A 25,136-nucleotide genomic window follows, 5' to 3' on the forward strand; every position below is an offset into this window, starting at 1 on the left:
CATGGTCGCGCCAGCACCCGCGCAGCGGGTCCGGCAGGTCGTCGAGCCCGCGGTGGCCGAGGTCGGTCTGCTGCTCGAGGACGTCGAGGTGACCAGGGCGGGCGCCCACTCGGTGGTCCGCGTGGTCGTGGACGTCCCCGAGGACGACGAGGGCGAGCTCGACCTGGACCGCGTCGCGGAGGTCACCCGAGCCGTCTCCGACGCCCTCGACGCCCAGGACGTGGTCGCGGGCGAGTACACGCTCGAGGTCTCGAGCCCCGGCGTCTCCCGGCCCCTGACGCAGCGCCGGCACTTCGCGCGCGCCGTCGGGCGCAGCGTGAGCGTGCGGCTCGTCGACGGCGGGTCGGTCTCCGGACGCCTCACGGCCGTGGAGCGCGGGGCGCAGGACGCCGACGACGCGGTCGTGGTCGTCCCGGTCACGCCCGGGCTCAAGGGGCGCCGACCCAAGAACGGCGCCCCGGTCCGGATCCTGCTCGCCGACGTGCGTGACGCGCGCGTCGAGGTGGACCTGAGCGGGCTGGGCCCTGTGGACGACGACGACGTGGCGGGCCCCCGTGCCGACGCCGCCGGACAGGAGAGCTGACATGGACATCGACATGCAGGCGTTGCGGCTGCTCGAGCGTGAGCGGGAGATCAGCCTCGACGTGCTGGTCGCCGCGATCGAGCAGGCGCTGCTGTCCGCGTACCACCGCACGCCGGGCTCGCACCAGCGCGCCCGCGTCGAGGTGGACCGCCGGTCCGGCCACGTGACCGTGTGGGCGCGCGAGCCCGCGCCGGTGGGCGAGGACGGTCGTCCCGTCGAGGTGGACATGCCCGAGTTCGACGACACGCCCGACGGGTTCGGCCGCATCGCGACCGCGACGGCGCGTCAGGTCATCGTGCAGCGGCTGCGCGACGCCGAGGACGACCAGGTGCTCGGCACGTTCCGCGGCAAGGAGGGCGAGGTCCTCGGCGGCGTGATCCAGCAGGGACGGGACCCGCGCACCGTGCTGGTCGACGTCGGCGGCACCGAGGCGGTGCTCCCGCAGCACGAGCAGGTGCCCGGCGAGGAGTACGTGCACGGCGAGCGGCTGCGCGCCTACGTGCTCGAGGTCGCCCGCGGCCCGCGCGGCCCGCAGGTCACGCTGTCGCGCACGCACCCGAACCTCGTGCGCCGGCTGTTCGCGCTCGAGGTCCCGGAGGTCGCCGACGGCACGGTCGAGATCACCGCGATGGCACGCGAGGCGGGCCACCGCACGAAGATGGCGGTCCGGGCGACCGTCGCCGGGGTCAACGCCAAGGGCGCGTGCATCGGCCCGATGGGCGGCCGTGTGCGCGCCGTCATGGCGGAGCTGCACGGCGAGAAGATCGACATCGTCGACCACTCGGACGACCCGGCGGAGATGATCGCGCACGCGCTGTCGCCGGCCCGCGTGGTGTCCGTCACGGTGGTGGACCCGGACGCGCGGGCGGCGCGCGTCGTCGTGCCCGACTACCAGCTGTCGCTGGCGATCGGCAAGGAGGGGCAGAACGCCCGTCTCGCCGCGAAGCTCACGGGCTGGCGCATCGACATCCGCTCGGACGCGGAGACGGGCGCAGCGGACGAGTCGGACGGCGCCCGACCGGCCCCGCAGGGCGGCTCCGGTCAGCGCCGGTGACGCGGAGGGGTAGACTGTCGACGGCTGGGCCGGACGCCCGGCTCTCCTCGCCGAGCAGGCGGACCCCCGACCCCGCACCTCCCGTGCCCGTCGTGGGCCCGGTGCGCACGTGCGTGGGGTGCCGCGCGACCGGCCCGAGGTCGGCCCTGCTGAGGGTGGTCGTGTCCACGGCCGTTCCGGGATCCCCGGAGCTGGTGGTGGACGTCGGTCGCCGGATGCCGGGCAGGGGAGCGTGGCTGCACCCCGATCGTGCATGTCTCGAGCTCGCCGAGCGCCGCAGGGCGTTCGGACGGGCGCTGCGTGTGGCGGGTCCCCCCGGCACACGGGCGGTCCACGAGCACCTGGCGAGCACGCACGAGCAGTGAACGGCACCGGGACACCCCGGTGCCGAGGCCGATCGTCGAGACGGAAAGCGGGTTGGAAGCCGATGGCTGCCCGATGAGCACGCACCGATGAGTACCCAGCGATGAGTACCCAGCACTAACGACGGTCCACCCTGCCCGGGGCGGACCAGGACAGGAGAGATGTGGCCAAGGTCCGCGTCTACGAGCTCGCCAAGGAGCTCGGAGTCGACAGCAAGACCCTCATGACCAAGCTGAACGAGCTCGGTGAGTTCGTCCGCTCGGCGAGCTCGACGATCGAGCCGCCCGTCGTGCGCAAGCTGCGCGACACCTACCCCGCCGGCGGTGGCGCCGCCCCGTCGGCCGCCCGCCCTGCGCGCCCGGCTCCTGCCGCGCCCGCTCCGGCGGCGCCGTCCGCTCCCGCCGCCCCGGCTCCGGCCGTGGCAGCGGCCCCCGCGCCGGCCGCGCCCGCACCGGCGGCTCCCGCCCCGGCTCCGGCCGCTCCGGCACCCGCACGTCCCGCGCCGGCCCCGGCCGCGCGTCCCGCCGCCTCGGCGGCTCCCGCCCCGGCTCCCGCGAGCCGTCCGGCTGCCGGCCAGTCGCGCCCCGGCGGCGCGCCGACGCCCGGCGCACGTCCCGCGCCGCGCCCCGCGGCGCGTCCCGGCAACAACCCGTTCGCGCCCTCGCAGGGCATGCCCCGTCAGGGCGGCGAGCGTCCGTCCGGTGGCGGTCCCCGTCCCGGTGGTCCGCGTCCGGGCAACAACCCGTTCGCGCCCTCGCAGGGCATGCCGCGCCCCGGCGACCGTCGTCCCGAGGCCCCCGCGGCCGCGGCGGGCGACCGTCCCGGTGGTCCGCGTCCGGGCGGTCCGCGTCCCGGCGGGCCGCGCCCGAACCCCGGAATGATGCCGGGCCGCACGTCCAGCGGCGTCGGTCGCCCCGGTGAGCGCCCGGCCGGTGCCGGTCGTCCCGGCGGTGGCGGCGGCGGTGGCCGTGGCGGCTTCGGCGGTCGTCCCGGCGGCGGTGGCGGTGCGCCCGGTGCCGGTGGCGGCGGCGGGTTCGCCGGTCGTCCCGGTGGCGGTGGTCGTCCCGGCGGTGCCGGTCGCGGCTCCACGCAGGGTGCGTTCGGTCGCGCCGGTGGTCGCCCGGTCCGTGGGCGCAAGTCGAAGCGGGCGAAGCGTCAGGAGTTCGAGGCCATGCAGGCCCCGTCGCTCGGTGGCGTCAGCGTCCCGCGCGGCAACGGCTCCACGGTCATCCGGCTGCGGCACGGCTCGTCGCTGAACGACTTCGCGGACAAGATCGACGCGAACCCGGCGGCGCTCGTCACGGTGCTGTTCCACCTGGGTGAGATGGCGACCGCGACGCAGTCGCTCGACGAGGACACGTTCGGCACGCTCGCGGCGGAGCTCGGCTACGTCGTCGAGATGGTCTCGGCCGAGGAGGAGGACCGCGAGCTGCTCGGGTCGTTCGACATCGACCTGGACGCCGAGCTCGAGGCCGAGGGCGACGACGAGCTGCGGGCCCGCCCGCCGGTCGTGACCGTCATGGGTCACGTCGACCACGGCAAGACCAAGCTCCTCGACGCGATCCGGTCCACGGATGTGGTGGCCGGCGAGGCCGGTGGGATCACGCAGCACATCGGTGCCTACCAGGTCACCAAGCAGCACGAGGGCAACGACCGCCCGATCACGTTCATCGACACCCCGGGTCACGAGGCGTTCACCGCCATGCGTGCCCGTGGTGCGCAGGTCACCGACATCGCGATCCTCGTGGTCGCGGCGGACGACGGCGTGATGCCCCAGACGATCGAGGCGCTCAACCACGCGCAGGCCGCCAACGTGCCGATCGTGGTCGCGGTGAACAAGGTGGACAAGGAGGGGGCCAACCCCGCCAAGATCCGCCAGCAGCTCACCGAGTACAACCTCGTGGCCGAGGAGTACGGCGGCGACACCATGTTCGTCGACGTCTCGGCGAAGCAGAACATGGGCATCGACGAGCTCCTCGAGGCCGTGCTCCTCACGGCCGACGCCTCGCTCGACCTGCGGGCCAACCCCGACAAGGACGCGCGCGGTGTCGCGATCGAGGCGAACCTCGACAAGGGTCGTGGCTCCGTCGCGACCGTCCTGGTCCAGTCGGGCACGCTGCACGTCGGGGACGCGATCGTCGCCGGCACGGCCCACGGCCGCGTGCGTGCGATGTTCGACGAGCACGGCAACGCGCTCACCGAGGCGGGCCCCGCCCGTCCGGTGCAGGTGCTCGGCCTCGCGTCGGTGCCGAGCGCGGGCGACACGTTCCTCGTGGCGCCCGACGAGCGCACCGCCCGGCAGATCGCCGAGAAGCGCGAGGCCGCCGAGCGCGCCGCCCTCCTGGCCAAGCGCCGCAAGCGCATCAGCCTCGAGGACTTCACGCAGGCGCTCGCCCAGGGCAAGGTCGAGACGCTCAACCTGGTCATCAAGGGTGACGTGTCGGGTGCCGTCGAGGCGCTCGAGGACGCGCTGCTCAAGATCGACGTGGGCGACGAGGTCGACCTGCGGGTCATCCACCGCGGTGTCGGTGCGATCACGCAGAACGACGTCAACCTGGCCACGGTCGACTCCGCGATCATCATCGGCTTCAACGTGAAGTTCGCGGAGCGGGTCGAGGAGCTGGCGGACCGTGAGGGCGTCGACGTGCGCTTCTACTCGGTCATCTACCAGGCGATCGACGACGTCGAGGCTGCGCTCAAGGGCATGCTCAAGCCGGAGTACGAGGAGGTCCAGCTCGGCTCTGCGGAGATCCGCGAGATCTTCCGCTCGTCGAAGTTCGGCAACATCGCCGGCTCGATCGTCCGCTCGGGCGAGATCCGACGGAACTCCAAGGCCCGCGTGCTGCGCGGCGGCAAGGTCATCGGGGACAACCTCACGATCGAGTCGCTCAAGCGGTTCAAGGACGACGCGACCGAGGTCCGCGAGGGCTACGAGTGCGGTATCGGTCTCGGGTCGTTCAACGACCTGCAGGTCGAGGACGTCATCGAGACCTGGGAGCTGCGCGAGAAGCCTCGCTCCTGATCGTTCGTAGCGGCCGGGCTCGGTGCCCGTCCGCGGCCTACCGGCCGGTCGTCCCTCGGGACGACCGGCCGCCGGACCCACCACGGCCGCGGACGGGCGCCGAGCCCTCCGTTCGTCCCCGTGCGAGGCTTCTCGCTGGTGGGGGCTGAGAGAAAGGAAGTGCCATGGCGGACACCGCACGGGCCAGGAAGCTGGCGGAGCGGATCCAGCAGGTCGTCGCCCAGATGCTCGACACCCGCATCAAGGACCCGCGGCTCGGCTTCGTCACGGTCACGGACGTGCGCGTGACGGGCGACCTGCAGCACGCCGACGTCTTCTACACCGTGTACGGCGACGACGAGGCGCGCGAGGGCAGCGCGAAGGCCCTCGAGAGCGCCAAGGGCATCATCCGCTCGGAGGTCGGCAAGCAGACCGGCATCCGGCTGACGCCGACGCTGGCGTTCCACCTGGACGCGGTCCCGGAGACGGCGGCGCACCTCGACGCGGCGCTGATCGAGGCGGCGCGTCGGGACGCCGAGGTCGCGGCGCTGGCCGCGGCGGCGTCCTACGCCGGGGAGGCGGACCCGTACCGCCGGCCCGCGGACGACGAGGACGACGAGACGGACGCGCGGGCCTGAGGCGCCGCGCCACCACGCACGACGAGCCCCGCACCGAGGACCGGTGCGGGGCTCGTCGTGTCCCGGCCGCCCGCCCGCGGGCAGCGACGGGCGGGCGGCCGAGGTAGGGACTGGCGCTCAGTGCAGGGCGACCGCCTGGCCCCGACCGGTCGCGCGCGGCATGAGGAGCGCGAGCAGCGCGCCGGCGCCCACGATCGCGGCCGCCGCGAGCATGGCGGGCTGCAGCCCGGCGGTGTAGCCCGTCGGGCTGAGGGTGCCGTCGGCGGCGGTGAACACCGCGACGAGGACCGCGACGCCGAGCGCGCCGCCGAGCTCGCGGACGGTCGCGTTGACCGAGCTGGCCGTGCCGTGGTCGTCGGCGCCCATGTCGGCCAGGACGGCCGTGGCGCTGGGCGCGAAGGTCAGACCCATGCCGATCCCGGCGAGCGCGAGCCCCGGCACGAGGTCGGCGTAGACGACGTCGCCGCCGACGAGCGCGCCCTGCCAGGCCAGGCCGAGCGCCTGCAGCGCCAGCCCTGCGGTGAGCAGCGGGCGTACGCCGACGCGGGGTGCGAGCGCACCGGCGATCGGGGCGACGAGCATGGGTGCGGCCGTCCAGGGCAGCGTGCGGACGCCCGCCTCGAGCGGGGAGTAGCCGAGCCCGACCTGCAGGTACTGCGACAGCAGGAACACGATGCCGAAGACGCCGACGGAGAACAGCAGCGCCGTGGCGTTGGCGACGCCGAACGAGCGCACGCGGAACAGCCGCAGCGGGACGAGCGGGTGGGCGGTGCGGTTCTCCCGCACGAGGAACGCCGCGAGCAGCAGGGTGCCGAGCAGGAGCCCGCCGACGACGCGCGTCGAGGCCCAGCCGTCGTCGTTGCCGCGCACGATCGCCCACACGGTCGACAGGACGCCGGTGCCCGCCAGGGCGAGGCCGACGAGGTCGAGCGGCTGGCGGTGCCCGTGCGACTCGGGCAGCGCGCGGCGCACGAGCGGGATCGCGACGACGGCGACGGGGACGTTGATCCAGAAGATCGCCTGCCAGGCGATGCCGTCGACGACGGCTCCGCCGATGACGGGCCCGAGCGCGACGCCGAGCCCGGAGACGGCGCCCCAGACGCCGATCGCCATGGCGCGCCGCGCGGCGGGGACGGCGCCGGCGAGCAGCGTGAGGGACAGCGGCATGACCGCGGCCGCGCCGGCGCCCTGGACGGCACGGGCCGCGATGAGCGTGCCCGCGTCGGTGGCCATGGCCGAGGCGACCGACGCGAGGGCGAAGACCGTGATGCCGGCGACGAAGACCCGGCGCCTGCCCCAGCGGTCGCCGAGCGTGGCGGCGGCGATCATGAGGCTCGCGAAGGACAGCGTGTACGCGTTGACCATCCACTGGAGCTGCTCGAGCGACGCGGCGAGCTCGACCTGCAGGACGGGCAGCGCCGTGGTCATGACGAGGTTGTCGAGCGTGGCCATGAACATCGGCAGGGAGGCGGCGACGAGGGCGACGCCGACGGGGACGGCCCGCGAGCGCGGGCGGCCCGTGCGCCGCGGGGTCCTCGTCGGGTCCGCGGTGGTGCCCGCTCCGGGGCTCGGGGGAGGTGCGGTGGCGGTCGCGGACACGTCGACTCCTCGGCTTGTTGGCATTGAGTGATTACTAACAAGCGCCGAACGTAGGCATCGACTGATAACCTGTCAAGGTGCCGTCCACCGACCACGCCACCGCCGCGCCGCGGATGACCGGCGCCGAGCGACGCGAGCAGATCCTCGCCGCCGCCCGGCGCGTGTTCGCCGAGGGCGGCTACGCCGCCAGCACCGACGAGGTCGCACGCGCCGCGGGCGTCTCCCAGCCGTACGTCGTGCGCCTGTTCGGCTCGAAGCGCGAGCTGTTCCTCGAGACGTACCGGCAGGCGAGCGCCCAGGTGCTCGCCACGCTGTCCTCCGTGGCGCCCGGTCCCGACGCGGGCAAGGACATGGGGGACGCCTACGTCGGCCTGCTCGACGACCGCGACCTGCTGCGGCTGCTCATGCACGGGTTCATCGCCGGCGGCGACACCGAGGTCGGCGTCGTGGCCCGGCACACCCTCGGCGAGGCGTTCCGGCTGTTCCGCGAGCGCACCGGCGGCACCGACGACGACGCCCGCCTGTTCGTCGCGCAGGGCATGCTCATCAACGTGCTCCTCGCCGTCGACGCCCACCGCCACGTCGGTGAGGACACCGGCATGGACGGGCTCGTCTTCTGCACGCTCCAGCACCTCACCCCGCTGTCGTGACCCGCGAGCAGCGCCCCGGCCCTCGCCGTCCCACCGCGGCGGACGGCCTCCTCGTCGTCGACAAGCCGCAGGGGTGGACGAGCCACGACGTCGTCGCCCGCACGCGCCGGCTCGCGGCGACCCGCAAGGTCGGCCACGCCGGCACGCTCGACCCGATGGCGACGGGCGTCCTGGTGCTCGGGATCGGGCGCGCGACCCGGCTGCTCACCTACGTCGTCGGCGCGGACAAGGAGTACACGGCGACCGTCCGGCTGGGCGTCGCGACCACGACCGACGACGCCGAGGGCGAGGTCGTCGCGGTGCGCGACGCGTCCGGGGTGAGCGACGCAGGGCTCGCGGCAGCCGTCGCCGCGCTCACCGGCCCGATCCTGCAGGTGCCCAGCTCGGTGTCGGCGATCAAGGTCGCCGGTGAGCGCGCCTACGCGCGGGTGCGGGCGGGGGAGCAGGTGGAGCTCGCGGCGCGGCCCGTCACGGTGTCGCGGTTCGACGTGCACGGACGCCGGCGCGCGGTCGTCGACGGCACCGCGGTGCTCGACGTCGACGTCACGGTCGTGTGCTCGTCGGGCACGTACGTGCGGGCGCTCGCGCGCGACGTCGGGGCGGCCCTGGGCGTCGGCGGTCACCTGACGGCGCTGCGCCGCACGCGGGTCGGCGGGTTCGGCCTGGACGTCGCCCGCACGCTCGAGCAGCTCGCCGCCGAGCCGGAGGACGCGCCGCTTCCCGTGCTGCCGCTGTCCGACGCCGCGCGGGCGACCTTCCCCGTGCGCGACCTGGCCGAGCCGGAGGTGCGGGCACTCTCGTACGGGCAGGCGCTCGCGCCCGTCGACGGGGGGCCCGCGGGCACGGTCGCGGCGATCGCCCCGGACGGGACGCTCGTCGCCCTGGTCGAGGACCGGGGCGGGCGCGTGCGGCCGGTCCTCGTCTTCGCGCCCGCGACCGCCTGACCGGTCGGCACGGCGCGCGCCTCCGCCCGCACCCTGTCTGGAGCCGTCCGCGACCGAAACGATTCGGTCCGGTGCGCACGCTTCCGCGGGCGCCGCGGCCGTGCCTACCCTGCCGCCGCAGCACCGGCGTTCTCCACCGCAGGGTGGGAGCGCTCCTACGACAGGGGAGACAGAGTGGTTTCTCGCAGGTCATCACAGGCGCGCGGCGCGCTCACGGCCGTCGTCGCGACGCTCGCCCTCGCGCTCGCCGGGAGCGGCACCGCGCTCGCCGCGTCGCCGATCGGGGAGGGAACGTTCGACGACGGGCCCGAGGGGTGGGTCGCGTACGGCACCGACGGCCCCCTCGACACGAGCACGGGCGCGCTGTGCGTCGCCGTGCCGGCCGGATCCGCGCAGTACGGCGTCGGCGTCGTGCTCAACGGCGTCGCGATCGAGGAAGGGACCACCTACACGCTCCGGTACACCGCGACGGCCTCGACCGACGTCACCGTGCGGGCGCTCGTCGGGCAGAACGGCGCCCCCTACGGCACCGTGCTCGACACGAGCCCGGCCCTGACGTCCGAGCCGCGGCAGGTGACCGAGACGTTCACGGCCTCGGCGACGTACCCCGCGACACCCGCCGCCGACGACCCCGAGGGGCAGATCGCCTTCCAGCTCGGCGGGTTCAGCGCCGACGCGTGGACGTTCTGCCTCGACGACGTCGCGCTCGACTCCGAGGTCGAGCTCCTGCCGCACACGTCGTTCGCCGAGTCGCTCGGCCCGTGGTCCCTGTACGGCACGAGCGAGCCGGTGTTCGCCGACGGCCGGATGTGCGTCGACCTGCCCGGCGGGCAGGGCAACCCCTGGGACGCGGGCCTCGTCTACAACGGCGTTCCCGTCGGCGAGGGCGAGAGCTACGTCCTGTCGTTCACCGCGAGCGCGACGCCCGACATGCCGGTGCGCGTGCTCGTCGGCGAGGGCGGCGGCGCCTACCGGACCGCCTTCGAGCAGGGGTCGGCACCGCTGACCGGCGAGCCCGCGACCCGCGAGTACGCGTTCACCTCGAACCTGACGTTCCCGCCCGACGGCGACGCACCCGGCCAGGTCGCGTTCCACCTCGGCAAGGCCGGTGCGTACGAGTTCTGCATCTCGCAGGTGTCGCTCACCACCTCGGCGACGCCGCCGCCCGGGTACGAGCCCGACACCGGCCCGCGCGTGCGGGTCAACCAGGTGGGCTACCTGCCGTTCGGGCCGAAGCGCGCCACCCTCGTCACCGACGCGGCCGAGCCGGTCGCGTGGGAGCTGCGCGACGCCGACGGCGTGGTCGTCGCCGACGGGACCAGCGAGCCGCGCGGCGTCGAGCCGTCGGCCGCGCAGGCGGTGCACGTGCTCGACTTCTCCGACGTCACGACGCAGGGCGCGGGGTACACGCTCGTCGCCGACGGCGAGACGAGCCGCCCCTTCGACATCGACGGCGACCTGTACCAGCAGCTCCGGTACGACGCGCTCAACTACTTCTACCTCGCGCGCTCCGGCACCGAGATCGAGGCGGACGTGGTCGGCGAGGAGTACGCCCGCGAGGCGGGCCACGTCGGCGTCGCGCCCAACCAGGGCGACACCGACGTGCCGTGCATCGGCCCGCGCGACTACTACGACGGCTGGACGTGCGACTACCGGCTCGACGTGAGCGGCGGCTGGTACGACGCCGGCGACCACGGCAAGTACGTCGTCAACGGCGGCATCGCGGTCGGGCAGCTCCTGCAGACGTACGAGCGGGCGCTGCACGCGGGCACCGCCGACGCGCTCGCGGACGGCACCCTCGACGTGCCCGAGCACGGCAACGACGTGCCCGACGTCCTGGACGAGGCGCGCTGGGAGCTCGAGTGGATGCTCTCGATGATCGTGCCCGAGGGGGAGTACGCGGGGATGGTGCACCACAAGGTGCACGACGAGGGCTGGACCGGGCTGCCGCTGCTGCCGGCCGACGACCCGCAGGCGCGCTCGCTGCACCGGCCGTCGACCGCGGCGACGCTCAACCTGTCCGCCGTCGCGGCGCAGGGGGCGCGCCTGCTCGAGCCGTACGACCCGCAGCTCGCGCAGACGCTGCTGGAGGCGGCACGCACGACCTGGGCTGCGGCCCAGGAGCACCCGGCGCTGTACGCCCCGGGCGAGGCCGGCGCGGACGGCGGTGGCGCGTACAACGACTCCCAGGTGGCCGACGAGTTCTACTGGGCGGCCGCCGAGCTCTACCTGACGACGGGCGAGGACGCGTTCGCCACCGCGGTGACGACCTCGCCGCTGCACACCGCGGACGTGTTCACCGCGGACGGGTTCGGCTGGGGGAGCGTCGCCGCGCTGGGTCGCCTCGACCTCGCGACGGTGCCGAACGAGCTGCCGGGTCTCGACGCGGTGCAATCGTCGGTCGTCGAGGGGGCGCAGGAGTACCTCGCGGCGCAGGCGGGGCAGGGATTCGGCTCGCTGTACTCCCCGCCCGGCGGCGAGTACGTCTGGGGCTCGAGCTCGCAGGTCGCGAACAACCTCGTCGTCGTCGCGACCGCGTACGACCTCACGGGCGACGAGCGGTTCCGGGCGGCGACGCTCGAGGGGCTCGACTACCTGTTCGGCCGCAACGCGCTCAACCAGTCGTACGTGACGGGCTGGGGCGAGGTCGCCTCGCACCAGCAGCACAGCCGGTGGTTCGCGCACCAGCTCGACCCGTCGCTCCCGAGCCCGCCGCCCGGCTCGCTCGCGGGCGGCCCGAACTCGCAGGCCGCGACGTGGGACCCGACGACGAAGGCGGCGTTCCCCGACGGCTGCGCGCCGTCCGCGTGCTACGTCGACGAGATCCAGGCGTGGTCGACGAACGAGCTCACCGTCAACTGGAACTCCGCGCTGTCCTGGGTCGCCTCGTGGGTGGCCGACCAGGGCTCGGCCGAGCCGGTGCCGACGGCGCCGGTGGTGACGCGGCAGCCCGTCGACGCGACCGTCGCGCTCGGTGCCGACGCCACGTTCACCGCGGAGGCGAGCGGCGTGCCCGCGCCGACCGTCCGGTGGCAGGTGCGGGCCGGCCGCGGCTGGAAGGACGTCGCCGGCGCGACCGGGACCACGCTCACGGTCCGCGCGACCGCCCGCACCGACGGCACGCGGTACCGGGCGGTGTTCACCAACGCGGCCGGCTCGGTCGAGAGCGCCGTCGTGCGGCTCACCGTCGAGCGCGCGGCACCCGTCGTGACGCAGCACCCGGCCGACGTCCGGGCACGGGTCGGCACGCGTGCCGTGTTCCGCGCGGCCGCCGACGGGTACCCCACGCCCTGCGTCGTGTGGCAGGTGCGGTGGGGCGGCGGGAGCTGGCGGCCGATCCCGTGGGCCACCTCGACGACGCTCTCCGTGCCGGTCACGGTGCTCGCGGCGGGCACGGAGTACCGCGCGGTGTTCACCAACGCCGTCGGCACCGCGGCGACCGAGCCTGCCGAGCTCGCCGTGCAGCGTCCGCGCAGCTGATCGTGCCCTCGCCGGGCGTTCCGGCGGGCGGGTGACGACGGCGCGCGGTCGGCCTCCGGGTCGACCGCGCGCCGCCGTGCCCGACGGACGCCGGCGTTCCGACGTCAGGTGCGCAGGTGCGTCGGCGTGGTCGACCCGGAGGCGCGGCAGAGGGGACGTGACGCACGAGCCGCTCGCGGCACCCAGGGCGCTCGCGGACGGGACGGTCGCAGGCCGGGCGGGTGCGCGGTGGCATGATCCTCCCTGTGCAGCGCTGGAACGACCTCGCGGACGTCCCGTCCGGGTTCGGCCCCTCGGTCGTGACCATCGGCAACTTCGACGGCGTGCACCGCGGCCACGCCAGCGTCCTGACCCGCATGTGCGCGGACGCCCGGGCCGCCGGGGCGCGGGCCGTCGCGGTGACGTTCACGCCGCACCCGTTGCAGGTGCACCGCCCCGACGAGGCGCCCGAGCTGCTGACCGGCGACGAGGACCGGCTCGAGCTGCTCGAGCAGACGGGCCTCGACGCGGTCCTGCTCCTGCCGTACACGCTCGAGTTCGCCCGGCAGACGCCGCAGGAGTTCGTCGAGCGCTACCTCGTCGACGGCCTGCGGGCGCGCACCGTGGTCGTCGGCCGCGACGTGCGGTTCGGCTGGCAGAACTCCGGCGACCTGTCGACCATGGTCGCCCTCGGCGAGCGGTACGGCTTCGAGGTCGAGGTCATCGACGACGTGACGCCCGCCGCCGCGGCCGACCCCGGCAGCGCCGAGGACCGCGCGGCCGACCCGCTGCGGCGCCGCTGGTCCTCGACGTGGGCACGCGAGCTGCTCGCGGCCGGCGACGTCGTGCAGGCGGCCCGCGTGCTCGGCCGCCCGCACCGCGTCCGCGGCACCGTCGTGCACGGCGACGCGCGCGGCCGCGAGCTGGGCTACCCGACGGCGAACCTCGGGGGCGACCTCGCCGGGATGGTGCCCGCCGACGGCGTCTACGCCGGCTGGCTGCGCCGGACCCGCCACGCGGACGGGTCGCCCGTCGACCCGCACGAGGGGGACGTCGTGCTGCCGGCCGCGGTGTCGATCGGCACGAACCCCACGTTCGACGGCGTCGAGCGGCGCGTCGAGGCGTACGTCCTGGACCGCGACGACCTCGACCTCTACGACCAGCAGGTGGTCGTCGAGCTCGTCGAGCGGCTGCGGCCGACGCTGCGGTTCGACTCGGTCGAGGCGCTGCTCGAGCGCATGGGCGAGGACGTGGAGCGCGTGCGCGTCGTGCTCGCGGGCACCGCCGACGCCTGACCCGCCCGACCCCGCGTCGTCGGGCGGTCGCGGACCGCCTGGTACGATGGACGACGCCGTCAGAACGGCCGCGGAACGAGAGAGCCCGGGTGGACGTGCCCCGGAGCACCGCGCAACGAGACAACCTGGAGAACTGTGTCCCTGGACAGCGCCACCAAGCAGGCCATCATGACCGAGTACGCGACGCACGAGGGCGACACCGGTTCGCCGGAGGTGCAGATCGCCGTCCTGACCCAGCGGATCAAGGACCTGACGGAGCACCTCAAGGAGCACAAGCACGACCACCACAGCCGTCGTGGTCTGCTGCTGCTCGTCGGCCGTCGTCGCCGCCTTCTCGGCTACCTGCAGAAGGTCGACATCAACCGCTACCGCTCGATCATCGAGCGCCTCGGCCTGCGCCGTTGAGCCACCGGACCAGCCCGGACCCACGACAGGGTCCGGGCTGGTCCGACGTTCGCCCCGGGTGCGCGACGACCGCCCGCCCGGACAGCACCAGCGAGAACCACCCCGCACCACCGAGATCCACCAGCACCACCTAGATCCACCAGCACCACCCAGCACCATCCACCGCGTCGGCCCGCTCGTCCGGTCCTCGGTAGTGGCCCCCGGAGCTCTCGGCTCCGAGGACCACGGTCGAAGACCGCCGCGGCCGGCCGGCGCCTTCGTAGAACGAGGAGGGCACCCGTGGAGGGTCCCGAGATCCAGTTCGCCGAGGCCGTCATCGACAACGGCCGCTTCGGCACCCGCACCGTCCGCTTCGAGACGGGCCGCCTGGCCAAGCAGGCCGCCGGCTCCGCCGCCGCCTACCTGGACGGCGAGACGATGCTGCTGTCGGCCACGACGGCCGGCAAGCACCCCAAGGACCAGTTCGACTTCTTCCCGCTGACGATCGACGTCGAGGAGCGGCAGTACGCCGCCGGCAAGATCCCCGGCTCGTTCTTCCGCCGCGAGGGCCGTCCCTCGACCGAGGCGATCCTCGCGTGCCGCCTCGTCGACCGCCCGCTGCGCCCCCTGTTCGTCAAGGGTCTGCGCAACGAGGTCCAGGTCGTCATCACCGTCCTGGCGATCCACCCGGACGACGCGTACGACACGCTCGCGATCAACGCGGCGTCGATCTCGACGCAGCTGTCCGGCCTGCCGTTCTCGGGCCCGGTCGGTGGCGTGCGCATCGCGCTCGTCGACGGCCAGTGGGTCGCGTTCCCGCGCTACTCCGAGCGCGAGCGTGCGACGTTCGACATGGTCGTCGCCGGTCGTGTCGTCGGCGACGACGTGGCCATCGCGATGATCGAGGCCGAGGCGCCCGAGAAGTCGTGGAACCTCATCCAGGAGGGTGCGACCGCGCCCACCGAGGAGGTCGTCGCGCAGGGCCTCGAGGCGGCGAAGCCGTTCATCAAGGTCCTCGTCGAGGCGCAGCAGGAGCTCGCCGCGAAGGCCGCCAAGGAGACCCAGGTCTTCCCGACGTTCCCGGACTACCAGGACGACGCGTTCGCCGCCGTCGAGGCCGCGGCCACCACGTCGCTGGGCGAGGCGCTGTCCATCGCCGACAAGCAGACGCGCGAGAACCGTCTCGACGAGATCAAGGCCGAGGTCGTCGGCCAGCTCGCGGAGCAGTTCGAGGGCCGCGAGAAGGAGCTCTCCGCCGCCTACCGGTCGGTGCAGAAGAAGCTCATCCGCCAGCGCATCCTCACGGACGGCTTCCGCATCGACGGCCGTGGCCTGCGGGACATCCGCACGCTCTCGGCCGAGGTCGAGGTCCTGCCGCGCGTGCACGGGTCGGCGATCTTCGAGCGCGGCGAGACGCAGATCCTCGGCGTCACGACGCTCAACATGCTGCGCATGGAGCAGCAGCTCGACACGCTCTCCCCGGAGACGCGCAAGCGCTACATGCACAACTACAACTTCCCGCCGTACTCGACCGGTGAGACGGGCCGCGTGGGCTCGCCGAAGCGCCGCGAGATCGGCCACGGCGCGCTCGCCGAGCGGGCGCTCATGCCCGTGCTGCCGAGCCGCGAGGAGTTCCCGTACGCGATCCGTCAGGTGTCCGAGGCCCTCGGCTCCAACGGCTCGACGTCGATGGGCTCGGTCTGCGCCTCGACGCTGTCGCTGCTCAACGCGGGTGTGCCGCTGCGCGCCCCCGTCGCGGGCATCGCGATGGGCCTCGTGTCCGACACGGTCGACGGCGAGACCCGCTACGCCGCGCTCACGGACATCCTCGGCGCCGAGGACGCGTTCGGTGACATGGACTTCAAGGTCGCCGGCACGCGCGAGTTCGTCACCGCGATCCAGCTCGACACGAAGCTCGACGGCATCCCGGCGTCGGTCCTCGGCGGCGCGCTGACGCAGGCCAAGGAGGCGCGTCTGGCGATCCTCGACGTCATCGCCGAGGCGATCGACGTCCCGGACGAGATGAGCCCGTTCGCGCCGCGCGTCATCACGGTGAAGGTCCCGGTCGACAAGATCGGCGAGGTCATCGGCCCGAAGGGCAAGATGATCAACCAGATCCAGGAGGAGACCGGCGCCGACATCTCCATCGAGGACGACGGCACGGTCTACATCGGCGCCACCGACGGTCCGTCGGCGGAGGCCGCGCGGGCCGCGATCAACGCGATCGCGAACCCGCACATGCCCGAGGTGGGCGAGCGGTTCGTCGGCACCGTCGTGAAGACGACGACGTTCGGCGCGTTCGTGTCGCTCTCGCCGGGCAAGGACGGCCTGCTGCACATCTCGCAGATCCGCAAGCTCGTCGGCGGCAAGCGCGTGGAGAACGTCGAGGACGTCCTCTCGGTGGGCCAGAAGGTCCAGGTCGAGATCGGCGAGATCGACCCGCGCGGCAAGCTGTCGCTGCACGCGGTCATCGAGGAGGACGCCGCGGCCGAGGCCCCGGCGGAGTCCGCCGCGGCCGCCGACGCCTGACGTGCCGCTGGACCTCCCGCTCGTCCGTCCGGGTGCACCGGGCTCCGAGCAGACCGCCGGGCAGGACGGCGACGCCATCGTGCGTCGCTCGGTCCTGCCCGGCGGGGTCCGGGTGCTCACCGAGCAGATGCCCGGCCTGCGCTCCGCGACCGTCGGGGCCTGGGTCGGCGTCGGCTCGCGCGACGAGACGTCGGGCCACTACGGCTCGACGCACTTCCTCGAGCACCTGCTGTTCAAGGGCACCGCGCGCCGGTCGGCGATGGACATCGCCGAGGCGTTCGACGCCGTCGGCGGCGAGGCCAACGCGGCCACCGGCAAGGAGCACACGTGCTACTACGCGCGCGTGCTCGACGACGACCTGCCCATGGCGGTGGACGTCATCGCCGACATGGTGACCTCGGCGCGCCTCGACACCGACGAGCTCGAGACCGAGCGCGGCGTCATCCTCGAAGAGCTCGCGATGAACGACGACGACCCGAGCGATGTCGTGCACGAGCAGTTCGCGGCCGCGGTGCTCGGCGAGCACCCGCTCGGCCGCCCCATCGGCGGCACGCCCGACACCATCCGTGCCGTGCCGCGCGACGCCGTCTGGGAGCACTACCGCTGGCACTACACGCCCGCGACGCTCGTCGTCACGGCCGCCGGAGGTGTCGACCACGACACGCTGTGCGGTCAGGTCGCCGACGCGCTCGCCGCGGGCGGCTGGGCGCTCGACGGGGACGACGCACCCACGGGGCGTCGGCCGCTCACCGCGTCGTCGGTCGCCGCGGGCGTCGACGGGATCCCCGCCGACGGCGTGGAGCTGACGATCCAGCGGCACACCGAGCAGGCCAACGTCATCGTCGGCGGGACGGCGCTCACCGCGACCGACCCGCGGCGGTTCACGCTGTCCGTGCTCAACGCGGTGCTGGGCGGCGGCATGTCGTCGCGCCTGTTCCAGGAGATCCGTGAGAAGCGGGGCCTGGCGTACTCGACGTACTCGTTCGCGTCCGGCCACGCCGACACCGGCGTCTTCGGGCTGTACGCGGGCTGCGCGCCCGGCAAGGTCGACGAGGTCGTCGAGCTCATGGTCGCCGAGTGGGAGCGGCTCGCCGACGGCGGGATCACCCCCGCGGAGCTCGAGCGCTCGCTCGGCCAGCTCGCGGGCGGGCTCGTGCTCGGCATGGAGGACACCGGGTCGCGCATGAGCCGCCTGGGCAAGGCCGAGCTGGTGCACGGCGAGCTGCTGAGCATCGACGAGTCGCTCGACCGCATCCGCGCGGTCACCGCGGCGGACGTGCAGGAGCTCGCCGCCGAGCTCGCGTCGCGGCCGCGGTCGGTCGTGCGCGTGGGACCGTTCGGCGCCTGACGACGGGCCCGAGAGGCCGGTCGTGCGTGCACGGCACCCGATGCGTCGGGTGCCGTGCACGCCGCCGCGTGCGTCCGGCCGTGGTCGGGCGCCCCTGCCGTCGTCCGCGGTCGCCGGCCGGCAGTCCCCGCCGCGGTGCGGCCGTCGTCGGCCGGCAGTCCCTCCCCTCGGGGTGGCGCGCCGCGTCGATCCGTCCTGTGCGGTCGTGCCCCGGCGGGCGTCGCGCGCGGGATGATGGGACATGACCTACCGGAGGTTCCCGGCACCGGAGCCGGCCCGTGACGTCGTCGAGCACCTGTGGGTGGACCGGCAGCCGGCCGGCACCCTGACGCGCGAGGTGCTCCTGCCCGACGGGCACGGGCTCGTGCTCGTCACGATCGGCAACCGCGCGTCGCGCGTCGACCCGCTCGCGCGGCGGCGCTCCGCCGACGTGCCGGGCGTCCGCGGCCCGGCCCGGCGACCCGTGGTGCGGGAGCAGGCGGGCCCGAGCGCCCGCCTCGGTGCCCAGCTGCGACCGCTCGCGCTCGCCCAGCTGGGGATCGCCGTCCCCGCGGACGAGGTCGTGCCGCTCGACCGGGTGCTGCCGACCGCCGACGTCGCCACGTGCCAGGCCGCCCTGGAGGCCGGCGACGACGCCCGCGCCGCGGACGTCCTCGGTGCGGCGATCGCGGGCCGGCTCGCCGTCGCACCGCCCGACGACGTGCTCACCAGCCTGCGTCCCGTCGTCGACGAGGTGCTCGCGACCCGGGGCCTGGTCACGGCGAGCGACCTCGCGCGCGGCAGCGAGCTGCCCGTCCCGACGCTGCACCGGTGGTGCGTCGAGCGCCTCGGCCTCGCGCCCGACCAGCTTCTCGCGGCCGTCCGGTTCTCGGCGTTCGTGCGCGACGCCGTCGGGCCCGGCCCCGTGCGCCCGCAGGACGTGCTGGGCGCGATCCGCTGGTACGTGCAGGCGGGCTACCCGCCGCGCGAGGTCGAGCGGTTCACGGGGTCGACGCCGCTCGAGCTGCGCCGTGTCGAGCAGGGGATCGCCGAGGCCCTCGGGGTGCCCGTCGCCGGTTAGGGTTGCTGCCCGTGAGCGACGCGATCAGGGTGGCCGTGCTGGGCGCGGCGGGACGCATGGGGGCGACGGTGGTGCGCGCGGTCGAGGCCGCACCCGACCTGGAGCTGGTGGCCGCGGTCGACGCGGGGGACGACCTCGCCGCGGTCACGGACGCGGGCGCGCACGTCGCGGTCGACTTCACGGTGCCGTCCGTCACGGAGGGCAACGTGCACGCGCTCGTCGACGCGGGCGTGCACCTCGTCGTCGGGACCACCGGGTGGGACGCGGGCGCGCTCGACCGGGTGCGCGACCACCTCGCCGACCGCCCGGGGGTCGGCGTGCTCGTCGCCCCCAACTTCGCGCTCGGCGCGGTCCTCGCGATGGCGTTCGCCGCGCGGGCCGCGCGCTGGTTCGAGTCCGTCGAGGTCGTGGAGCTGCACCACCCCGACAAGGTCGACGCGCCCTCCGGGACGGCACGGCACACCGCGCACGCGATCGCCGCGGCCCGTGCCGCCGCGGGCCTCGGTCCGGTGCCGGACGCCACGGAGCAGAGCCTCGACGGCGCGCGGGGCGCGGACGTCGACGGGGTCCGCGTGCACGCGGTCCGCCTGCGCGGGCTCGTCGCGCACGAGGAGATCCTGCTCGGCAACGCGGGGGAGCAGCTCACCATCCGGCACGACTCGTTCGACCGGGTGAGCTTCATGCCGGGCGTGCTGCTCGGCGTGCGTCAGGTCGGCCGCCGGCCCGGGCTGACCGTCGGCCTCGAGCACCTCCTCGACCTCTGATGGCGACCGGTCGAGGCGGTGCACGGCGCACGTCGGTGCTCGCGGCGGTCGCCCTGACCGCGCTGCTGGGCCTGTACGTCTGGCTCGTGGCGGTGCGCGCGACCGCGCTGATCGGCACCGGTGAGCCGGTCGCCGTCGCGCTCGGGATCGCGTTCTGGGTCCTGCCGCTGCTCGTCATCGGCCTGGTCGCCCGCGAGTGGCGCCTCGCGATCGACGTCCAGCGCATGGCCGACGAGCTCGCCGCCGCCGACGAGCTGCCGCTCGACACGCTGCCGCGGTCTCCCGGCGGCCGGATCGACCGTGCGGCCGCGCGCGAGGCGTTCGAGGACGCCCGTGAGGTGGTCGACGCCGCGCCCGACGACTGGCGCTCCTGGTACCACCTCGCGTTCGCGTACGACGCCGCGGGGGACCGTCGCCGCGCCCGCGAGTCGCTGCGCACCGCGAGCCGTCTGCACCGGGCGCCCCGCACGGCCTGACCGCGGCGCCGGCCACCGCCGGTGACCCGCCGGCCGGCGGGCGCTCAGATCGCGGCGGACCAGCGGTGCTCGCGCACGACGCGGGCCGACCCGTCCGCGTCGGTGCCGGACGCGAGCTCGCGCGTGGCACCGTCGGGCCCGAGCCCGCACGACGCGAGGAACTGCTCGCGCGCCGGGTCGCCGTCGAGGACCCACGTCGTCACCTGGTCCGCCCCGTCGGCGCGCAGCAGGTCGACGGCGGCCGCGAGCAGGCGCGACCCGTGCCCCTGCCGCTGGCGGACCGGGTCCACCTCGAGCGCCAGCACGACCCCGCCCGGGGCCGCGGTCGGGTCGTCGCCCGGCGGCGGGACGGGTGCGACCGACGCGACCCCGACGACCGCGGGACCGTCGCACGCGACCAGGACGTGGAACCCGCCGGCGGGCGGGGAGCCGATGGCCGCGGCCCACTGACCGCGGACGGCCTCCTCGTCGACGAGGTCCAGCGCGGCCGGGCCGAGGGCGTCGGCGTGCGCGAGCCGCCACGCGGCGAGCTGCACGCGCGCGATGCGTCCCTCGTCACCCGGGACGGCGGGGCGGACCGAGACGTCCGCCGTGGGGCCGGGCGCGCTCACCGGACGGTCCGGGCGGGTGCGGGCGAGGTCGAGGGCACGGTGTCCTCCGGCGGTCGGGGGTGGGTGCGGGCGCGGTCCTCGGTGACCGGCCCCGGTCGGGTCGCGGGGTCGGGCGAGGCTATCAAGGCGGTCGCCGGGCCCGGCGCGGTGCGGGGCGCCCGCTCCGGTGGGCGCGGGAGGAGCGGGTCACGGCATGCCGAGCGCGCGCAGGAGCGCGGCGGTGCCGGCGGCGAGCACGACGACCAGGACGAACGGTGCCCGGAGCGCGAGCGCGACGGCTGCGACGGCCAGCGCGGGCAGGCGGGCGTCGACCACGAGGTCGCGCCCCGACGTCGCGGCCTGGACGGCGACGAGCGCCGACAGCAGGGCGACGGTGACGAGGGCGGCGGTGCGCGCGACACGGGGCTGTGCGAGCCAGTGCTCGGGGACCAGGTGGCCGACGAGCTTGATGCCCAGGCACACCAGGCCTGCGCCGACGACGGCCACCCACAGCGCGGCGTCGCTCATCGTGCCCGTCCCTCCGTGGCGCCCGACGCCCGGTCGCGCGTCGGGCCGGCGGGCGTCGTGGCGGTCGGCTCGTCCGACGGGGGGACCAGCATGCCGACCAGCACGGCGACGAGGGCGGCGAGCAGGACCGGCACGCCGGCGGGCACGAACGGCGTGGCGGCGAGGGCCACGACCACGGCTGCGGCCGCGACCGTCCGGGCCAGGCGTGCGCCGCGCCCGGCGACGCGCGGCCAGACGAGGGCGAGGAACGCGGCGGCGGCCGCGGCGTCGAGGCCGTACGTGCGGGGGTCGCCCAGCGCGTCGCCCAGCAGGGCACCGAGCAGCGTGAACGCGTTCCACAGGACGAAGACGCCCGCACCGGTCCACCAGAACCCGGCGCGTGCGGCGGCGTTGCTCCGCTGGGCCGTGCCGACCGCGGTCGACTCGTCGATCGTGAGGTGGGCGGCGAGCAGCCTGCGCCAGCCGTGCACGCCCAGCAGCGGAGCGACCTGCGGCCCGTACAGGCCGTTGCGCACCCCGAGCAGCCCGGCCGTCGCGATCGCGGCACCCGCCGCGCCGCCCGCCCCGACGACGCCGACGAGGGCGAACTGCGAGCCCCCCGAGAACATGAGCAGGGACAGGGCCGCCGTCTGCGGGATGCTCAGCCCGGCCGCGACCGACAGGGCGCCGAAGGACACCCCGTACAGGCCCGTCGCGACGGAGACCGAGACGGCCTGCCGGACGGCGGCCCGCACCGCCTCGTCGTCGTCCCCTGCCACGCGGGTCACTGTCGCACACGGCGACGACACCTCCCGACGCCTGCGGGCCGGCGCCGGACGTGCGCTGCGGCTCACAGGGCGACGTACAGGGTCTCCAGGTACTCCTCGATCCCGGCCTCGCCGCCCTCGCGACCGAGCCCGGACGCCTTGACGCCGCCGAAGGGTGCGCTGGCGTCCGAGACCATGCCGCGGTTGACGCCGAGCATGCCGGTCTCGAGCGACTCGGCGAGCCGCATGACGCGGCCCACGTCGCGCGTGTACGCGTACGCGACGAGCCCGAACGGCGTGCCGTTCGCCAGGCCCACGGCCTCGTCCTCGGTGCCGAACGTCACGACCGGGGCGACGGGTCCGAAGATCTCCTCGCTGACGAGCCGCGCCTCGGGGGAGACGCGGTCGACGACCGTCGGCGCGTAGAACCAGCCGCGGCGTGCGGGGCGCTCGCCGCCGACGTGAACGCGCGCACCGCCGTCGACCGCCTCCGCGACGACCTGCTGGACGCGCTCGACCGCGGACTCCTCGATGAGCGGCCCGACCGTCGTGCCGGGTTCGGCGCCGTGGCCCACGACGAGCGTGCGGAACGCGCGTGCGAGCCGCTGCGTGAACTCCTCGGCGACGCCCTCCTGCACGAGGAAGCGGTTCGCGGCGACGCAGGTCTGGCCCGCGTTGCGCATCTTGGCCTGCACGGCACCCTCGACCGCGGCGTCGAGGTCGGCGTCGTCGAAGACGAGGAACGGCGCGTTGCCGCCGAGCTCCATCGACGTGCGCAGGATGCGGTCCGCGGAGGCCTTGAGCAGCGTCGCGCCGACCTCCGTGGAGCCCGTGAACGAGAGCTTGCGCAGCCGCGCGTCGGCGAGCAGCGGCCCGGACACCGACCGCGCGGAGGAGGTCGGGACGACGTTGACGACACCGGTCGGCAGGTCCCGGGCGGCGAGCTCCTCGCGGACGATCTCCGCGACGAACGCCGTGGTGAGCGGCGTGAGCTGGGCCGGCTTCACGACGGCCGTGCATCCCGCGGCGAGCGCGGGGGCGAGCTTGCGCGCGATCATCGCGATCGGGAAGTTCCACGGTGCGACGAGCAGCGCCGGGCCGACCGGCCGGCGCAGGACGAGCTGGTGGTGCGTGCCCGCGGGTGCGCGGCGGGCCAGCCCGTCGACGCGGACCGCCTGCTCGGAGTACCAGCGGACGTACTCGGCCGCGTAGGCGACCTCCGCGCGGGACTCCGCGAGCGGCTTGCCGCCCTCCGCCGTGACCAGTGCCGCGACGTCCTCGGTGCGACGCGTGAGGGTGTCGAACACCGCCCGCAGCAGGTCCGAGCGCACGCGGGGTGCGACCGTGCGCCACGGCTCGAACGCCTCGTCGGCGGCCGTGAGCGCGTCGAGCGCGTCCTGCTCGTCGCCGTCGGCGACGTCGAACAGGACCTCGGTGGTGGCGGGGTCCGCGACCTCGAACGTGCGGCCGCCGTGCGCGGGCCGCCAGGCGCCGCCGACCAGCACGCCCGTGGGCACGTGCGCGGCGACCGTGGGGGGCAGGTGCGAGGACGTCGTCGTCATCGGTCCAGTCTGGCCCGGAACACCGCGTCGCACACCGTCAACCGACCGGTCGGTCTGACGCCGAGGTCGGTCGGCACGTGCGTCGCCCGTCCGCGGACGCGGCGAGGTCCCGGACCGTCCCGTCCCGCCCGGCGAGCCGACCTGCCGCCACACTGCGGGCGGTCGTTCCGTGCCGCCCGGCACCGTCCTAGCATCTGCCGCATGACCGACGCCGGCGCCGTCCTGCCCACCCCCCGCACGGACGGCACCCCCGTCGCGACGCCCTACGAGGACCTCCTGCGCCTCGTGATGGCGACCGGCACGCCCAAGTCGGACCGCACGGGCACCGGCACGCGCAGCGTCTTCGGCCACCAGCTGCGCTTCGACCTGTCGCAGGGCTTCCCGCTCGTCACCACCAAGCGCGTGCACCTGCGCTCGGTCGTCCAGGAGCTGCTGTGGTTCCTGCGCGGCGAGTCGAACGTGCGCTGGCTGCGCGAGCAGGGCGTGACCATCTGGGACGAGTGGGCCGACGCCGACGGCGAGCTCGGCCCCGTGTACGGCGTGCAGTGGCGCTCGTGGCCCACGCCCGACGGGGGAGCGGTCGACCAGATCACGCAGCTCGTCGAGAACCTGCGCCGCGACCCGGACTCGCGCCGCCACCTCGTCTCGGCGTGGAACGTCGCCGCCATCCCGGACATGGCCCTCGCGCCGTGCCACGCGTTCTTCCAGGCGTACGTCGCCGACGGGCGGCTGTCGCTGCAGGTGTACCAGCGCTCGGCGGACCTGTTCCTCGGCGTGCCGTTCAACCTCGCGTCGTACGCGCTGCTCACGCACATGCTGGCCCAGCAGACGGACCTCGAGGTGGGCGACCTCGTGTGGACGGGCGGCGACTGCCACGTCTACGACAACCACGTCGACCAGGTCCGCGAGCAGCTGTCCCGCGAGCCGTACGCGCCGCCGACGCTGCGCCTGCGCCGCGCGCCGTCGATCCTCGAGTACCGGTTCGAGGACGTCGAGGTGGTCGACTACCGGCACCACCCGACCATCAAGGCGCCGGTGGCGGTGTGAGCCTGCGCCTCGTCTGGGCGCAGACGCCCGCGGGCGTCATCGGCGTCGACAACACGCTGCCCTGGCACGTCCCGGAGGACCAGGCGCGCTTCCGCCGGCTCACCACCGGCCACCCCGTCGTCATGGGCCGAGCGACGTGGGAGTCGCTGCCCGAGCGGTTCCGGCCCCTGCCCGGTCGTCGCAACGTCGTGCTGTCCCGCGACGCCGCGTACGACGCGCCCGGGGCCGAGGTCGTCGGCTCGCTCGACGAGGCGCTCGCGCTCGTGGGCGAGGCCGAGACGTGGGTCGTCGGCGGGGGAGCGGTCTACGCGCTCGCGCTGCCGCTCGCGGAACGCGTCGAGGTGACCTTCGTCGACCGCGACGTCCCGGGCGACACGTACGCCCCCGTGCTCGACGCGGCCGACTGGCGCGAGCAGGACCCGGACGACGGCCCGGGCGACTGGCAGGTCTCGCGCGACGGCGTGACGCGCTACCGCTTCCGCACGTGGGTCCGGGTCTGACGCAGGGGCTCGCACC

The 25,136-nt window shown here is 74.9% G+C and carries 22 protein-coding genes; 17 read left to right on the top strand and 5 right to left on the bottom strand.

The features are described 5' to 3' along the window. The first annotated feature begins 1 nt into the window (after position 1). From CELF_RS07695 to rbfA, 5 genes are all read left to right on the top strand, one after another. Entirely contained in the window at positions 2 to 583 is a 582-nt protein-coding gene (locus CELF_RS07695; protein WP_013770690.1) for a ribosome maturation factor RimP, read from the top strand. Position 584: 1 nt separating this feature from the next. Continuing rightward, positions 585 to 1,637, top strand: a complete 1,053-nt coding sequence (gene nusA / locus CELF_RS07700; RefSeq protein WP_013770691.1) for a transcription termination factor NusA — start codon at positions 585 to 587, stop codon at positions 1,635 to 1,637. Positions 1,638 to 1,798: 161 nt separating this feature from the next. Continuing rightward, positions 1,799 to 2,002 carry a YlxR family protein gene (locus CELF_RS21440; protein ID WP_331855854.1) on the top strand — a complete coding sequence of 68 codons (204 nt, stop codon included), beginning with the start codon at positions 1,799 to 1,801 and terminating at the stop codon, positions 2,000 to 2,002. Positions 2,003 to 2,163: 161 nt separating this feature from the next. Then, positions 2,164 to 5,022 carry a translation initiation factor IF-2 gene (infB, locus tag CELF_RS07710; RefSeq protein WP_013770692.1) on the top strand — a complete coding sequence of 953 codons (2,859 nt, stop codon included), beginning with the start codon at positions 2,164 to 2,166 and terminating at the stop codon, positions 5,020 to 5,022. A gap of 164 nt (positions 5,023 to 5,186) precedes the next feature. Beyond that, positions 5,187 to 5,639: a 30S ribosome-binding factor RbfA gene (rbfA, locus tag CELF_RS07715; RefSeq protein WP_013770693.1), complete on the top strand. Its 453-nt coding sequence runs from the start codon at positions 5,187 to 5,189 to the stop codon at positions 5,637 to 5,639. 117 nt (positions 5,640 to 5,756) lie between these two features. Here rbfA and CELF_RS07720 read toward each other — a convergent pair whose 3' ends face one another. Continuing rightward, a complete protein-coding gene (locus CELF_RS07720) occupies positions 5,757 to 7,238 on the bottom strand; it encodes a DHA2 family efflux MFS transporter permease subunit (RefSeq protein WP_013770694.1) in 1,482 nt (493 codons plus the stop codon). 77 nt (positions 7,239 to 7,315) lie between these two features. Between CELF_RS07720 and CELF_RS07725 the strand changes: the two genes are divergently transcribed. The 10 genes from CELF_RS07725 to CELF_RS07770 all read left to right on the top strand — a co-directional run bounded on the left by CELF_RS07725 (position 7,316) and on the right by CELF_RS07770 (position 20,147). Further along, positions 7,316 to 7,888 (top strand): TetR/AcrR family transcriptional regulator, encoded by a 573-nt coding sequence (locus CELF_RS07725; protein ID WP_232014319.1) that lies wholly within the window; start codon positions 7,316 to 7,318, stop codon positions 7,886 to 7,888. Next, positions 7,885 to 8,832 (top strand): tRNA pseudouridine(55) synthase TruB, encoded by a 948-nt coding sequence (gene truB / locus CELF_RS07730; RefSeq protein ID WP_013770696.1) that lies wholly within the window; start codon positions 7,885 to 7,887, stop codon positions 8,830 to 8,832. Before CELF_RS07725 ends, truB begins: the two co-directional genes overlap by 4 nt. Before the next feature lie 174 nt (positions 8,833 to 9,006). Further along, positions 9,007 to 12,312 (top strand): glycoside hydrolase family 9 protein, encoded by a 3,306-nt coding sequence (locus CELF_RS07735; RefSeq protein WP_013770697.1) that lies wholly within the window; start codon positions 9,007 to 9,009, stop codon positions 12,310 to 12,312. Positions 12,313 to 12,545: 233 nt separating this feature from the next. Further along, entirely contained in the window at positions 12,546 to 13,586 is a 1,041-nt protein-coding gene (locus CELF_RS07740; RefSeq protein ID WP_013770698.1) for a bifunctional riboflavin kinase/FAD synthetase, read from the top strand. Positions 13,587 to 13,721: 135 nt separating this feature from the next. Further along, on the top strand, positions 13,722 to 13,991 hold the full coding sequence (gene rpsO, locus CELF_RS07745; RefSeq protein WP_013770699.1) for a 30S ribosomal protein S15: 270 nt from the start codon (positions 13,722 to 13,724) through the stop codon (positions 13,989 to 13,991). Positions 13,992 to 14,270: 279 nt separating this feature from the next. Next, positions 14,271 to 16,499 carry a polyribonucleotide nucleotidyltransferase gene (locus tag CELF_RS07750; RefSeq protein ID WP_013770700.1) on the top strand — a complete coding sequence of 743 codons (2,229 nt, stop codon included), beginning with the start codon at positions 14,271 to 14,273 and terminating at the stop codon, positions 16,497 to 16,499. 1 nt (position 16,500) lies between these two features. Next, the gene (locus CELF_RS07755; protein ID WP_013770701.1) at positions 16,501 to 17,847 is read left to right on the top strand and encodes a M16 family metallopeptidase; all 1,347 of its coding nucleotides are present in this window, start codon (positions 16,501 to 16,503) and stop codon (positions 17,845 to 17,847) included. A 241-nt stretch (positions 17,848 to 18,088) separates the two neighbouring features. Then, entirely contained in the window at positions 18,089 to 18,907 is an 819-nt protein-coding gene (locus CELF_RS07760; protein WP_013770702.1) for a hypothetical protein, read from the top strand. 11 nt (positions 18,908 to 18,918) lie between these two features. Continuing rightward, the gene (dapB, locus tag CELF_RS07765) at positions 18,919 to 19,671 is read left to right on the top strand and encodes a 4-hydroxy-tetrahydrodipicolinate reductase (protein WP_013770703.1); all 753 of its coding nucleotides are present in this window, start codon (positions 18,919 to 18,921) and stop codon (positions 19,669 to 19,671) included. Further along, positions 19,671 to 20,147 carry a hypothetical protein gene (locus CELF_RS07770; protein ID WP_013770704.1) on the top strand — a complete coding sequence of 159 codons (477 nt, stop codon included), beginning with the start codon at positions 19,671 to 19,673 and terminating at the stop codon, positions 20,145 to 20,147. The genes dapB and CELF_RS07770 overlap by 1 nt, the downstream gene beginning before the upstream one ends. Positions 20,148 to 20,191: 44 nt before the next feature. Here the strand turns inward: CELF_RS07770 and CELF_RS07775 are convergent, their stop codons facing one another. From CELF_RS07775 to CELF_RS07790, 4 genes are all read right to left on the bottom strand, one after another. Then, positions 20,192 to 20,758, bottom strand: coding sequence for a GNAT family N-acetyltransferase (locus CELF_RS07775; protein WP_013770705.1), 567 nt, complete (start codon positions 20,756 to 20,758; stop codon positions 20,192 to 20,194). A gap of 186 nt (positions 20,759 to 20,944) precedes the next feature. Further along, entirely contained in the window at positions 20,945 to 21,265 is a 321-nt protein-coding gene (locus CELF_RS07780; protein WP_013770706.1) for an AzlD domain-containing protein, read from the bottom strand. After that, positions 21,262 to 22,023: an AzlC family ABC transporter permease gene (locus tag CELF_RS07785; protein ID WP_126297689.1), complete on the bottom strand. Its 762-nt coding sequence runs from the start codon at positions 22,021 to 22,023 to the stop codon at positions 21,262 to 21,264. Before CELF_RS07785 ends, CELF_RS07780 begins: the two co-directional genes overlap by 4 nt. A gap of 71 nt (positions 22,024 to 22,094) precedes the next feature. Then, positions 22,095 to 23,573, bottom strand: a complete 1,479-nt coding sequence (locus tag CELF_RS07790; RefSeq protein ID WP_013770708.1) for an NAD-dependent succinate-semialdehyde dehydrogenase — start codon at positions 23,571 to 23,573, stop codon at positions 22,095 to 22,097. Between the two features lie 201 nt (positions 23,574 to 23,774). On the opposite strand from CELF_RS07790, the gene CELF_RS07795 reads away from it, so the two are divergent. Next, positions 23,775 to 24,620 (top strand): thymidylate synthase, encoded by an 846-nt coding sequence (locus CELF_RS07795; RefSeq protein WP_013770709.1) that lies wholly within the window; start codon positions 23,775 to 23,777, stop codon positions 24,618 to 24,620. Further along, positions 24,617 to 25,120 (top strand): dihydrofolate reductase, encoded by a 504-nt coding sequence (locus tag CELF_RS07800; RefSeq protein WP_013770710.1) that lies wholly within the window; start codon positions 24,617 to 24,619, stop codon positions 25,118 to 25,120. The genes CELF_RS07795 and CELF_RS07800 overlap by 4 nt, the downstream gene beginning before the upstream one ends. Positions 25,121 to 25,136: the final 16 nt, after the last annotated feature.

Source organism: Cellulomonas fimi ATCC 484, from assembly GCF_000212695.1.
Lineage (GTDB): Bacteria > Actinomycetota > Actinomycetes > Actinomycetales > Cellulomonadaceae > Cellulomonas > Cellulomonas fimi.

Bases quoted from the DNA above. Each gene is read 5' to 3' on its own strand.
- CELF_RS07695 (WP_013770690.1), top strand. From the start codon at position 2: ATGGTCGCGCCAGCACCCGCGCAGCGGGTCCGGCAGGTCGTCGAGCCC.
- nusA (WP_013770691.1), top strand. From the start codon at position 585: ATGGACATCGACATGCAGGCGTTGCGGCTGCTCGAGCGTGAGCGGGAG.
- rbfA (WP_013770693.1), top strand. From the start codon at position 5,187: ATGGCGGACACCGCACGGGCCAGGAAGCTGGCGGAGCGGATCCAGCAG.
- CELF_RS07740 (WP_013770698.1), top strand. From the start codon at position 12,546: ATGATCCTCCCTGTGCAGCGCTGGAACGACCTCGCGGACGTCCCGTCC.
- CELF_RS07760 (WP_013770702.1), top strand. From the start codon at position 18,089: ATGACCTACCGGAGGTTCCCGGCACCGGAGCCGGCCCGTGACGTCGTC.
- CELF_RS07770 (WP_013770704.1), top strand. From the start codon at position 19,671: ATGGCGACCGGTCGAGGCGGTGCACGGCGCACGTCGGTGCTCGCGGCG.
- CELF_RS07780 (WP_013770706.1), bottom strand. From the start codon at position 21,265: ATGAGCGACGCCGCGCTGTGGGTGGCCGTCGTCGGCGCAGGCCTGGTG.
- CELF_RS07790 (WP_013770708.1), bottom strand. From the start codon at position 23,573: ATGACGACGACGTCCTCGCACCTGCCCCCCACGGTCGCCGCGCACGTG.
- CELF_RS07795 (WP_013770709.1), top strand. From the start codon at position 23,775: ATGACCGACGCCGGCGCCGTCCTGCCCACCCCCCGCACGGACGGCACC.